The sequence below is a fragment of the Solirubrobacter ginsenosidimutans genome (assembly GCF_027587205.1).
Window position 1 is genome coordinate 79424 of sequence record NZ_JAPDOD010000001.1, and the last position, 12514, is coordinate 91937.

A 12514-nucleotide genomic window follows, 5' to 3' on the forward strand; every position below is an offset into this window, starting at 1 on the left:
AGTCTAAATCTCCCGCTGAGCGACGATCGGCGGCGCCCATCCCGTCGAGGAGGCGCTGCCGGCCGGCGTGCTGCCTCAGGCGGCGCGGGGTCGCCATGGCTCGTGCTCGTGCGCGAGCCAGACCAGCTCGGGGTCGAGCGCACGTACCCGCAGCTGGCCTTCGCTGTGCGGCTCGTCGAGCTCGCCGAACCACACCGCCACGTCGCCGCCGGCGACGACCGGACGCCCGCCGGTCTCGACGACGACCACCTGCATGCCGCGCGTGTGGCCCGGCGCCGGGACGAGTCGGAGCCCGGGGAGCAGCTCGAGCTCGCCGTCGACCGGTACGTACCGCACGCCGGGCGCGTCGACCCACTCGCGAATGGTGTAGTCGTCCTCGCCGCGCGCGTCGTCGAGCTCCCGACGCTGGACGTAGATCGGCCTGCCGGCGAAGAGGTGGTTGCCGCCGCAGTGGTCGAAGTGCAGGTGCGTGTTGACGACGATGTCGATGCCGGCGAGATCGAAGTCCTGCTCGCTCAGTGGCTGGAGGCGAGGATCGAGGTCGGCTACGGCCGGGTGCAGCTCCGTCATGCCGGTGTCGACCAGCACGCGCGCGTCGGGATGGTCGATGACGTGCACGTAGACCGGCATCCGCTCGCCCTCGGCGAGCAGGTCGGCGACGCGGACCGGCGTGATGGTGATGGAGGCGGGGGCGTTCGGCATCCGCATTCCTCTCGTCTATGGGACAGTCGACCGGTATGACTGGGCGAGCCCTCGATAGTCATCGCAGCAACCTGAGCGCACCGCAGCCGGTGACGATCCGCAACGGCGGAGGTGCGCCGCTCAAGCTCGGCGGGGCGTCCGCGACCGGCGACTTCATCGTCGATGCGGGTGCGTGCATGGCAGCGCTTGCCCGGGTCGGCGGTGAGCTTCATGGGCGTCCGTCGGGCTGCTCGCGGCCTCCAAGCCGGGCTGTGGGCCGGTGCCCGCAGGACGGGAACGTGCCGAGCGCGTCCACGTCATAGCCCTCCGGGTAGATCGCGAACTCGCGCAGCTCGCGGACATGGACCGCCCGGCGGCGGGGCGGCAGATGGCGTTCGACCCGCGCGCGGGCGCGCATTCCCGCGACGGTCAGCACGCGCGTGACGGCTCCGGGATCCGCGTAGCGGAAGGCGTCGCGCAGCGGCGCGTCGAGCAGCGCGAGCGTGGCACGGCGCAACAGCGGCCGAAGCGGTCGCGGATAGAAGCCGACCAGCAGCGCCAGGGTGGCGTCCGACACGGCGAGTCCCCCCGGCGAGTAGGCGAAGTGCTCGCGCTCGTAGGCGTCGAGATGCGCGGCGAACTCCTGGTAGGTGTCCGGGCTGTCTCTGATGTTCATGTGGCGGCCGAGCTCGCGGTAGTAGTTCGCGCTCGCGACGCGCTCCGCCTCGGTCATCGCCCGCCATCCGAACCGGTCCATCCAGCGCATCGGGATGACCACGAACGTCGAGAGCACGTAGCGCATATCGTCGTTGGAGATCGCGTACGCGCCGTGCATCTGGTTCATGCGCCGGATCCCCGCACGACCCGTCGCACTGGCGAAGCCGTGCTCGAGGACGGCGTCGAGGATGAGCCCGGTGTCGGCGTAGCGCTTATGCGTGCGACGCTCGAACTCGCCTGTGGCCGCGAGCAGCTCCCCGATGCTCGGAACGGCGTAGGTCCGATACAGCGCGAGCCCGAGCGACTGCGTCATATCCCAAGGAAACTCGTGGCCGCTCATGATCCGATAGATCTCGACGAACTCGGTCTCCGGGTCCAGCCGCGCGATGCGCGCTTGCCAGTGGTCGCGCTTCACACGCCGCTTTTATCAGCTGGGCGAGGAATGCGGGCCGGCGGGCGGGCGCCTGTTGCAAATGCATCGCCGCGAGGCGCAAAGCGACGCCGGCGAAGGGCCGGCACAAAGTCACCGACGCGCAGCTCGCAACAGCGTGCAAGCAGGACTTCGCGCGGCTGCGCGACCAGGTCATGCAGACGCTCATCAGCTTCGAATGGATCTCAGGCGAGGCCGCCGCCCAAGGCATCACGGTGACCGACGCCGAGGTCAATCAGTCCTTCGAGGAACAGAAGAAGCAGAGCTTCCCCAAAGAGGCGGACTTCCAGAAGTTCCTCGAGCGGAGCGGCCAGACGCGAGAGGACATCCTCCGGCGCGTGAGGCTCGACCTGTTGTCGAACAAGCTTCGAGACAAGGTCATCGCGGGCAAGGATCAGATCTCCGACCAGGCGATCGCGCAGTTCTACGCCGACCACCAGGCGCTCTTCGCCGAGCCCGAGAAGCGCGCGCTGCGCGTCGTGCTGACCAAGCGCGAGGCCGACGCCAAGCGAGCGCGCTCGGCACTTGACCGCGGCACCTCGTGGAAGGCCGTGGCGAACCGGTACTCGATCGACCCCGAGTCCAAGCGCGCCGGCGGCAAGGTTCCCGCCGTGGCGAAGGGCACGCTGGACCGCAAGCTCGACAAGGCTGTCTTCAGCGCCGTCGGGCACCGACTGGTCGGCCCGATCCGTACGCGGTCCGGCTACTGGATCTTCACGGTCACCAGCGTCAAGCCGGCGCGCCAGCAACCGCTCGCGGAGGTCACGGACGTGATCAAGGAGACGCTCGTCTCGGAGGCACAGCAGGCGGCGCTCGACGCCTTCGTGCAGGACTTCACAGTGCGCTGGAGGGCCAAGACCGAGTGCGCGAAGGGATATCGAACGACCGACTGCCGCAACGGCCCGACGCCGACGCCGGCGCTCAAGTGAGGCAGTACCAGACCGTTAAATAGGTCCATACTCGCGGTGTGTTCGACCCACGCACCGCATGACGCCCAATGGGAACCGGTAGGTCGCCGCTAGACCGAGGGGCGTCCGCTCGAACCGAGGTGCTGCACGCGAGCGAACGCACGCGGATCACGCGCCTCTTTCTTCACGACCGCACGGTCATCCGCAAGGAGCCGCTCGGAGCGGACGCGGAGCGGCGCATGCGGCACGAGCTCGCGATGCTCGAGCGGTTGCGGGGCGCGGCAGGAGTCGCGCAGCTGGCGGACGCGCCGCGGTTGCCGGGCTCGATCGTGCTGGTCGACGTCGGCGGCACGAGCCTGGTCGAACTGGCGAAGCCGTTGGTCGTCGACGAGCTGGTACGGCTTGCGTTGCTCGTGGCCCGGGCGGTCGCGGCGATGCACCGCCAGGGCGTGATGCACCGCGACCTTGCGCCGGCCAACATCGTGGTGGCCGACGGCGGGGCTCCGTGCCTGGTGGATTTTGCGTTGGCGACGACGTTGGCCGAGGTGCGTCCAGACTTCGTGCACCCGAGTGAGATCGTCGGGACGCTGGCGTATCTGGCGCCGGAACAGACCGGCCGGACTGGCCGGTTCGTGGACGAGCGCGCCGATCTGTACGCGCTGGGCGCGACGCTGTATGAGCTCGCCACCGGCGAGCCGCCGTTCGGCTCGGGCGACCCGTTGCGACTCGTCCACGATCATCTCGCGCGCGTGCCGATTCCGCCGGCGCGGGTGAACCCGGAGGTCCCCGCACAGGTCTCCGAGATCGTCATGCACCTGCTGGAGAAGGAGCCGGACAACCGCTACCAGACCGCCGCCGGCCTGGTCCGCGACTTGGAAGCGGTGGACGGCACGGGGGACGCGTCGCTGAGCATCGGCGAGCGGGACTTCCTGGTGCGGCTGCTGCCGCCGTCACGGTTGGTGGGACGTGACGCGGAGGTTCAGACGCTGCGCGGGGCGTTCGAGGAGGCCCTGGTGGGCCGGTGTCGCGGCGTGCTGGTCAGCGGTGCGCCGGGGGTCGGCAAGACGGCGCTGGCCGCCGAGGTGCGGCCCGTCGTCGCGAGCCGGGGCGGCTGGTTCGTCGCCGGCAAGTTCGACCAGCACCGGCGGGATCTCGAGTTCGACGCGGCCCATCAGGCGCTTCGCGCGCTGGGCCGGGTGCTGCTGGCCGAGCCGGAGCATGAGCTGAGCCGGCTTCGGGCGGGGATCCTGGACGAGGTCGGGGCCAACGCTGGCCTGCTGACCGCTGTCGTACCGGAGTTCGCGGCGCTGCTCGCTGCCCCTCCCGACGCGGGGGATCCGCTGACGGCACAGGTCCGGGCGGCGCAGGCGGGCCTGGCGGTGTTGCGCGCTGTCGCCTCGCCGCAACGGCCGGTGGTGGTGTTCCTCGATGACCTTCAGTGGGCGGGGCGGACGCCGCTCGGCTTCATGGACCTGGTGCTGACCGGCGAGCCGATCGACGGCCTGTTGCTGGTGGGCGCCTACCGCGACGACAACCTGGACGGCGAGCATCCGCTCGAGGCGCTGCTGTCCCGCTACAACGACCAGGGCGGCGTGCGACACCTCCGGCTGGCCAATCTGTCCGGAGCGACCCTCGTCGACATGGTTGCCGAGATGCTGCACGTGGACCGGGAGCGGGCGGCGGGTCTCGTGACGGCGATCGAGCCGCACACGCACGGCAACCCGTATGACACCGTGGAGCTGCTCGACGCGCTGCGTCGCGACGGCGTGCTGACAGCGACGGCCGACGGGTGGCGATGGGACGACGCGGTTGCCCGTGCTCGCCTGCGACGGTCCGAGGTCGCCGAGCCGCTCGGGGCGCGCATCGAGCAACTCGGGCCGCAGTCACGGAAGCTGGTGCAGGCGATGGCGTGTCTGGGCGGGCGAGTTGAGCTGAGGCTGCTGCAGACCGCGACGGGCGAGCCGGCGGGCGCGGTCGAGCCGCTGCTCGCGCCCGCGCTCGCGGAGGGCCTGCTCGTGCTCGACTCCGGGGAACGCGAAGCGGCGCGGTTTCGCCACGACCGTATCCGCGAGTTGGTCCTGGACGGTCTGGACCCGCAACGGCGACGCGCCCTGCAGTTGGCGATCGCGCGGCGGCTGGTCGCGGCGCCGGAGTGGTTCGCGGTCGCCGCGGAGCAGTATCTGGCGGTCGTCGACGAGGTCGATGATCCGCCGGAGCGGCAACGGGTGGTGGCGCTGTTGCGGCGGGCCGCCGACCAGGCAAGGTTGATCGGCGACTACGCGCGCGTGAACGCACTGCTCGTGGCCGCGCTGCGGCTGGTCGACTCGTTCGACACCGCCGCGGTGCTCACGCTCCGCACCGGCCGCCACGCCGCCCTGTTCAGCCTGGGTCGTCTGGAAGAAGCGGACGCGGAGTACCGCGAGATCGAGCAGCTGCGACCGAGTGCGATCGACCGCGCGGAGGCGACGGCGGTGCAGGTGCGCAGCCTGAGCCACCAGACGCGTTTCGCGGAGGCCGTCGAGCTCGGCCTCGGAGCGCTGCGCGCGTGTGGCATCGAAGTTCCAGGTGCGGGTGGGTTCTCAGCCGGGCTCGACGAGAAGTTCGACCGCCTGCATCGGTGGCTGGACAGCACGGGCCCAGCCGAGGATCTGTCTCGCCGCGAGCTCAGCGACCCCGCTCTGCTGGCCACGAGCAACCTGATCGACGCGGTCCTGCCGCTCGGTTACTTCGTCGCCGATGCCCCGATGGTCGCCTGGCTGGCCATGGAAGCGGTGCGGACTTGGATCGAGCACGGCCCGAGCCGTCTCCTGGTCGGGTCGGCCGCCCATGCCGCCTATCAGGCCGGCCCGCAGCGCGACGACTACCCCGCCGCGTACCGAGCCTTGCGGCGCATCGTGGCGCTCGGCGAGGCCCACGGGTACGAGCCTGGCACCTCACAGGCGCGATACATGGCCGCCACCAGCGCCGGCTGGTTCGAGCCGATCGAGAGCGGCATCCACGCCGCGCATCAGGCCCGTGAAGGGCTGATCGCCGGGGGCGAGCTGGCCTACGGCGGGTACACCTACCAGATATCCGTGCCGTACTCCGCCGACTGCGCGCCGTCGCTGGCGAGCCTGGTCGCGGAGATCGAGAGCGGGTTCGCCTTCCTGCGCCGGACCGGCAACGAGCAGACCGGCCGGTGGCTCGACAGCTATCAGTGGCTCGCCGGTGTCCTGGGCGGCGAAGTGGCCGGCGAGGCGGTCCCGCTCGATCGCTACGCCGACGACCCGACCGCGCTGATCTACGCGCATCTGTGCCGCGCCATCGCTGCCGCCATCTTTGGTGACGCCGCCGGCCTGGCGCAGCACAGCGCCGCGGCGATCGAGCTGCTCCCGGCCGTCCATGGCTTCTACGTCGTCGCCCAGGTCCGCCTGCTGCGCGGGTTGGCCGTCGCCGACGAGGCCCGGGGCGCAGACGCCGAGGCGCGCGACGATCTCATCGCCGAGTTGGACGAACTCGCTCGCTGGCTGGGCGGCCGGGCCGCGCACGCACCCGACAACTTCCTCCACCTGCTGCGGCTGATCGAGGCCGAGCGGGCGTGGGCGGTGGGCGACTTCGGGGCCGCCGTGCTCGCCTTCGACGCCGCGCGGCGCGAGGCCGCCCGCCGTCAGCGGCCCTGGCACGCGGCCCTGATCGCCGAGCGAGCGGCCCGCTTCTATCGCGCCCACGACGTCGAGCAGGCCGGCGACGATCTCCTCGCCGAGGCTCGCCGCCAGTACCTTGCCTGGGGCGCGACGGCGAAGGTCGCCCAGATCGACTGGGCGCACCCGCCCCTGAGAAACCAGACCGACGCGGCCGCGGAGCACGGTGGAGCGGAGCCCGCCGATCTCTCCCGTCACCGCTCGACCGTCACGACCGGGACGATCGACCTGCTCGGGATCCTGTCCGCCTCCCAGGCGCTCAGCTCGGAGACGAGCATCGAACGGCTGCACGCGCGCGTGGTCGAGGTGCTCGGCGCGATGACCGGCGCCACCGGTGTCCACTTGCTGCTGTGGAGCGACGCGCTGCAGGACTGGCTGCTCCCTGCAAGCCGCGCCGGCGGCTCCGTTCCGGCGCACGACACCGACGAGCCGGCGGTCCCGATGTCCGTGTTGCGGTACGTCCAGCGGACGCGCGAACCGCTGGTCGTGCGCGATGCCGTCGGCGACGACCGCTTCACCCGTGACCCCTACTTCGCCGGCCTCGGCGCCTGCTCGGTGCTGGCCGTCCCGATCGTCAGCCGCGGCACGCTGCAGGCACTGCTGGTACTGGAGAACCGGCTCATCCGCGACGCGTTCACGACCCAGCGGCTGGACGCGGTCAAGCTGATCGCCGGACAACTCGCCGTCTCCCTGGACAACACGCAACTGTATGCCGACTATCGCCGCATCGCCGACGAGCAGGCGGCCCTGCGACGCGTGGCGACGCTTGTCGCAGAAGGTCCCGCGCCCACCGCGGTCTTCGACGCCGTGGCCACAGAGATGCAGGGGCTACTGGACGCCGACGGCGTGACGCTGGGGCGCTACGAGCCGGGCAACGCGATCACCGTCATGGCCCATCGCGGATTCGAGGGGTGGCAACTGCCCGTCGGCGAGCGTTTCACCCACGACGGTGACAGCGTGACGGCCAGGGTGCGCCGCACCGGGCGGCCGGCGCGGATGGAGTTCGCCGGCGAGCCGGACGCTGCCTTCACGCGGCTCGTCCAGGACCTCGGTGTGCGCGCGGGCGTCGGGGCGCCGATCGTCGTCGAGGGCCGGCTGTGGGGCATCGCGGTCGTGTACTGGACGCGCGAGCAGTCACCGCCCGCGGACAGCGTGGAGCGCATCGACCAGTTCGCGAAGCTGCTCGAGACCGCGATCGCGAACGCCGACAGCCGCGACCAGCTCATCGCCTCCCGCGCCCGTCTTCTCGCGGCCGGCGACGAGGCCCGCCGCCGCGTGGTCCGCGACCTCCACGACGGCGCCCAACAGCGACTCATCAACGCCACCCTCACGCTCAAACTCGCCCAGCGAGCGCTTCAGAGCGCCGACGCGGAGGCGGTGTCACTCGTCGGCGAGGCGCTCGAGGCGGTCGAGCAGGGAAACGAGGAGATCCGCGAGCTGGCACACGGGATGCACCCCGTCGCCCTCACGCGCGGCGGCCTGCACGCGGCGCTCAGCGCGATCGCGGCCCGCCTCGACGTGCCCGTCGACATGGACATCCCGGATGAGCGGTTCCCCGCGGAGATCGAGGCGAGTGCGTACTTCATCGTGGCGGAGGCACTCACCAACACGGTCAAGCACGCGCAAGCGACGCGCGCGCAAGTCAGCGTCTCCGTCGAGCACGGCCTGCTCCGCGCCGAGATTCGCGACGACGGGATCGGCGGCGCCGATCAGCACGGTCACGGACTCGTGGGGATGAGCGACCGAGTCGCCGCCCTGCGGGGACGATTTGCGCTCACGAGCCCGCCTGGCGCGGGCACGCTCATCGTCGCGACGCTGCCGATCGCACCCGGCTGAGCCCAAGCCCCGTCGCATTCTCACCCCGGTTGCTTGAAAGAAATTCGGGAGGCGGTGTCGGATCGGCCAGGTGGCGTTCGTAGTGGGGGTGAGGCCGCCCACAAGGGGGCGGCGCCAAGGGAAAGGAATCGCGACATGAAGCTGACGACCATGACTCAGGTCACCATCGACGGAGTGATGCAGGGAAACGGCGGCGCGTCGGAGGAGGACCGCAGGAACGGATTCGAGCGTGGGGGATGGGCGCTGGGGAAGGGCGACGCGGATACGCACGCCTTCATGAACGAGACCTACCAGCGCGCCGACGCGTTCCTGTTCGGCCGGCGGACGTACGAGCTGTTCGCCAGCTCGTGGGGGTCCTTGACGATCGAGGATGTCCCTGGCTGGGAGCGCGTCTGGCAGGCGTTGGACACCCGGCCCAAGTATGTGGCATCGACCACGCTCGCCGATCCGGCGTGGTCGGACACGACCGTCCTGTCCGGCGACCTTGCGACCGCCATCGCCGACCTGAAGGCCCAGCCGGGGGGCGAGCTGCAGGTGCACGGCAGCGGCACCCTGACCCGATGGCTGCTCGAGAACGATCTGGTCGATGAGATGACCTTGCTTGTCGTTCCCGTGATCCTCGGCCAGGGCGCGCGGCTGTTCCCCGACGCCGGCCCGGACCTCGCGCTCGACCTGGTCGAGTCGAGAGTCGACTCGAAGGGCGTGACGATCCAGGTCTACCGGCCGGCCGGGCGCCCGCAGTACGCAGGAAACTGACGCACCTGACCCGCGTACGACAGGAGACGATCTTCAGATGCAATACCTGCTTTCCGTGATCCACGACCAGGTCGGCCTCGCCACCCCGGAAGAGGACGCTGCGATCGACGTGTTCAATGACCGGCTCCAGGCCGAGGGCCACTGGGTCTTTGCCGGCGGCCTCGCCTCGCCCGACACGGCCACCGTCATCGACAACCGGGGTGGGGAGGCGCTGGTCACCGACGGGCCCTTTCTGGAGTCCAAGGAGTACCTCGCCGGCTTCTGGATCATCGAGGCCCCCGACCTCGACGTGGCGATCGAGCTCGCCACCGCGGGGTCGAAGGCCTGCAATCGGAAGGTCGAGGTGCGCCCGTTCCAGTGAACGTCGCCGACGTCGAGCGGGCGATCACCCGGGTCCACCACGAGGAGTGGGCGCGGGTGGTCGCCTCCCTGACGAGGCGCTTCGGTGACCTCGACATCGCCGAGGAGGCGGCCGCCGAGGCGTTCGCGACCGCCGTCGAGCGGTGGCCGGCCGACGGCGTACCCCCCAACCCCGGGGCCTGGCTGACCACCACCGCCAACCGCAAGGCCATCGACCGGATCCGGCGCGAGAACAAGCGCGACGACAAGCACAAGGAGGCTCGGATGGTGTACGACGACGACCCGCCCGAACCTCTCGGCGCCATCGACGACGACCGGCTCCGGCTGCTGTTCACCTGCTGTCATCCGGCGCTGGCGATGCAAGCCCGCGTGGCGCTGACGCTGCGCCTGGTCGGCGGTCTGACCGTGCCCGAGATCGCCCGCGCCTTCCTGGTGCAGGCGACCACCTTGGAACAGCGGATCACCCGCGCGAAGGCCAAGATCAAGGCGGCTCGCATCCCCTATCGCGTGCCCTCCGCCGAGGATCTCCCGGCACGCGTCTCCGGCGTGCTCGCCGTCCTCTTTCTCGTCTTCAACGAGGGCTACCTGGCGACCGGCCCCGACACCGATCCCCTCCGTCACGACCTGACCGCCGAGGCGATCCGGCTCACCCGCCTGATCCGTGCCCTGCTGCCGGACGACGGTGAGGTCGCCGGGCTGCTGGCGCTGATGCTCCTCACCGAGGCCCGTCGCCCCGCCCGGGTCTCGGCCGGCGGCGAACTGGTCGCCCTCGACGAGCAGGACCGTGGTGCCTGGGACGCCGCGATGATCGCCGAGGGCCACCGGCTGGTGCGCGAGCGGCTCGTCGCTGCCGCCGCCGGGGTGGCTCCGGGTCGTTACCAGATCCTTGCGGCGATCAACGCCGTGCACACCTCCGCCCGCGACATGCGCGACACCGACTGGTCGCAGGTCCTTGCCCTCTACGACCAGCTCGTCCGCCTCGACCCCTCGCCGATCATCGCCCTCAACCGGGCCATCGCGGTCGCCGAGCTCGACGGCCCGCAGGTGGCACTGGCGGCCGTCGACCGGCTTGAGGACGAGCTGGCCGGCTATCACGCCTACCACGCCACCCGCGCCGACCTGCTGCGCAGGCTGGGCCAAAGTCAGCAGTCGCGCGCGGCGTACGCCAGAGCCATCGAGCTGGCGGGCAACACCGCCGAGATCGCCTACCTGACACGCCGCCGCGACCAACTGCGGGTTTCCCGCACCAGTGGACGTAGTTCCCCCGCTCGAGAGCCGTAGTTCCCCACATCACCACGAATCGCGGGTTGCCGATACGGGTGGTGTCACCCCCAATCTGGAGCGAAGCAATCGATGTCGATTCATACCAACGAGCCGCAGACCGGTCAGGATTCGTCCGAGGGCCATCGGAATCCGAAGGCCGAGGCCAAGGCAGCTAAGGCATACGCCAAGGCCGTGCGCCCTTGGTACAAGAAGAAGCGCGTCCTGATCCCTGCGGGGTTGGTCGCGCTCGCGATGGTGGGCGCGGCGACATCGAGCCAGAGCCCTGAGAGCGGCAGCACGACCACCACGGCAGTTGCCGACACGAAGGCCGCCAAGTCGGATAAGAAGGCGGGCAAGTCCGAGGAGAACGTCGCCAAGGTCGGTCAGACCGTGACGAACGCTGGGACGACGTACAGGGTCACGACGGCGAAGACGACGAAGAGAATCGGCGATCCCGATCTGCTCGGCGCGCGTGCCGATGGCGTCTTTGTGGTCGTGAGCCTTGAGTTGACCAACACCAAGGACGAGACCAAGACGTTCATGGACAGCAACGCCAAGCTCAAGACGTCGGACGGCAAAGAGTATGAGACGTCCGACAAGGCAGTGATGGCGTTCGGCGATGACAGCCTGATGCTCAAGGACATCCAGCCGGACCTCACGACCCGTGGCAAGCTGGCGTTCGAGATTCCGCCGAGCAAGGTGAGCAACTCCACCCTCGTGATCGAGGACCTGTGGGGCTCGGGCGACGTCAAGGTCGCCCTCGGCTTGTAGAAGAGCTCCCCCGCGTCCGCGTCTTTGGTGATGCGCTGTCGGCCGCGCCGACCGCGAGCGGGCATTGCAGCCCGCTCGCGGTCGTTGGGCGGCCGCTGCTTGCGCTGGCGAGCGCGGGCTACTTGAGACCGCCCCAGTCCGGAGCGCTGTCCCACTGCGGGGTGCGCGTGACCGGCGTGATCGCGGTGCCATCCGTCAGCATGCGGAACACGTCGGCGGCGCCGTCGGTGCCGGTGAGGCCGAACGTGATCGAGGTTCCGTCGGGCGAGAACGACGACGAGTAGAGCTTCGTCTCGGCCGGCACGTGTGTGAGCTGCTCGAGCCCCGTCCCGTCCGGGCGGATCGTGTACATGTTCGAGTTGAGGAAGTCGTCGGTTTCAGGCGCGCGGAAGAGGATCCGCGATCCGTCGGGTGACCAGTCGGGGCCGTCGCCGGCGGACAGCTCCCACGGCGTGATGCGGCGCAGACCGGTCCCGTCGGCGTTGACGACGAACACGGCGCCCTTGTTGGCTGGCTTGGCCGTGATGTTGTGCCGGACGAATACGAGCCGCTTGCCGTCCGGCGACCACTGGACCTGGTCGTCCTCGGCGGCTCGCCGCGGCGGGAGCGTGACGCGGCGCAGGTGGCTGCCGTCCAGCCGCATGCGGTAGATCGAGACGTGCTCGATGATGTCGTCGACGATGCGCCCACTCGCGCGCGCGAACGCGATCTCCTTGCCGTTCGGCGAGATCGCGGGGTAGAAGTTGTCGGCGCAGCGTGGCGGCGCTTGGCCCGGGGCGCAGCCGTTGCCGACCTCGCGCACGCGCGAGCCGTCCGGCCGCACGGTGTAGATGTGGCAGAAGTCGCCGCAGCGCTGGAACGCGATCAGGCTGCTGTCCGGGGCGAAGTCCGGGAAGTCGTCGCTCAGGTCGTCGGGCGGGGTGGTGACCTGGCGTTCCGCGGTGCCGTCGGGGGCGATCGTGAAGATCGCGCCGTGGGTGCGGTCGGGCCCGAGGTAGCGCCGGAAGGCGATCGGGCCGTTGCGGCCGGGGGCCGTGGCGTGTGCCGTCTCCGCCGCAGCGCCGACGAGCAGCGCCGCGAAGGCAAGACCTGTGAGGGATCTGGCGGTCATG

9 protein-coding genes are annotated in these 12514 nt (G+C 70.3%); 6 read left to right on the forward strand and 3 right to left on the reverse strand.

Features of this window, described 5'->3' with window-relative positions:
* Nucleotides 1-75: 75 nt before the first annotated feature.
* Together OM076_RS00415 and OM076_RS00420 are read right to left on the reverse strand one after the other, a co-directional pair.
* The gene (locus OM076_RS00415) at nt 76-702 is read right to left on the reverse strand and encodes an MBL fold metallo-hydrolase (RefSeq protein WP_270037303.1); all 627 of its coding nucleotides are present in this window, start codon (nt 700-702) and stop codon (nt 76-78) included.
* A 208-nt stretch (nt 703-910) separates the two neighbouring features.
* The gene (locus OM076_RS00420) at nt 911-1813 is read right to left on the reverse strand and encodes an oxygenase MpaB family protein (RefSeq protein ID WP_270037304.1); all 903 of its coding nucleotides are present in this window, start codon (nt 1811-1813) and stop codon (nt 911-913) included.
* A gap of 62 nt (nt 1814-1875) precedes the next feature.
* On the opposite strand from OM076_RS00420, the gene OM076_RS00425 reads away from it, so the two are divergent.
* The 6 genes from OM076_RS00425 to OM076_RS00450 all read left to right on the forward strand — a co-directional run bounded on the left by OM076_RS00425 (nt 1876) and on the right by OM076_RS00450 (nt 11402).
* Nucleotides 1876-2757 (forward strand): peptidyl-prolyl cis-trans isomerase, encoded by an 882-nt coding sequence (locus OM076_RS00425; RefSeq protein WP_270037786.1) that lies wholly within the window; start codon nt 1876-1878, stop codon nt 2755-2757.
* Between the two features lie 119 nt (nt 2758-2876).
* Nucleotides 2877-8252: an AAA family ATPase gene (locus tag OM076_RS00430; protein ID WP_270037305.1), complete on the forward strand. Its 5376-nt coding sequence runs from the start codon at nt 2877-2879 to the stop codon at nt 8250-8252.
* Nucleotides 8253-8387: 135 nt separating this feature from the next.
* Nucleotides 8388-9008 carry a dihydrofolate reductase family protein gene (locus OM076_RS00435; RefSeq protein WP_270037306.1) on the forward strand — a complete coding sequence of 207 codons (621 nt, stop codon included), beginning with the start codon at nt 8388-8390 and terminating at the stop codon, nt 9006-9008.
* A gap of 37 nt (nt 9009-9045) precedes the next feature.
* Nucleotides 9046-9369 (forward strand): YciI family protein, encoded by a 324-nt coding sequence (locus tag OM076_RS00440; RefSeq protein WP_270037307.1) that lies wholly within the window; start codon nt 9046-9048, stop codon nt 9367-9369.
* Nucleotides 9366-10649 (forward strand): RNA polymerase sigma factor, encoded by a 1284-nt coding sequence (locus tag OM076_RS00445; RefSeq protein ID WP_270037308.1) that lies wholly within the window; start codon nt 9366-9368, stop codon nt 10647-10649. The genes OM076_RS00440 and OM076_RS00445 overlap by 4 nt, the downstream gene beginning before the upstream one ends.
* A gap of 72 nt (nt 10650-10721) precedes the next feature.
* Nucleotides 10722-11402: a DUF4352 domain-containing protein gene (locus OM076_RS00450; protein ID WP_270037309.1), complete on the forward strand. Its 681-nt coding sequence runs from the start codon at nt 10722-10724 to the stop codon at nt 11400-11402.
* Nucleotides 11403-11520: 118 nt separating this feature from the next.
* Here OM076_RS00450 and OM076_RS00455 read toward each other — a convergent pair whose 3' ends face one another.
* Nucleotides 11521-12513 (reverse strand): TolB family protein, encoded by a 993-nt coding sequence (locus OM076_RS00455; RefSeq protein WP_270037310.1) that lies wholly within the window; start codon nt 12511-12513, stop codon nt 11521-11523.
* Between the last annotated feature and the right edge of the window lies 1 nt (nt 12514).

Bases quoted from the DNA above. Each gene is read 5' to 3' on its own strand.
- OM076_RS00415 (WP_270037303.1), bottom strand. From the start codon at position 702: ATGCCGAACGCCCCCGCCTCCATCACCATCACGCCGGTCCGCGTCGCC.
- OM076_RS00435 (WP_270037306.1), top strand. From the start codon at position 8,388: ATGAAGCTGACGACCATGACTCAGGTCACCATCGACGGAGTGATGCAG.
- OM076_RS00440 (WP_270037307.1), top strand. From the start codon at position 9,046: ATGCAATACCTGCTTTCCGTGATCCACGACCAGGTCGGCCTCGCCACC.
- OM076_RS00450 (WP_270037309.1), top strand. From the start codon at position 10,722: ATGTCGATTCATACCAACGAGCCGCAGACCGGTCAGGATTCGTCCGAG.
- OM076_RS00455 (WP_270037310.1), bottom strand. From the start codon at position 12,513: ATGACCGCCAGATCCCTCACAGGTCTTGCCTTCGCGGCGCTGCTCGTC.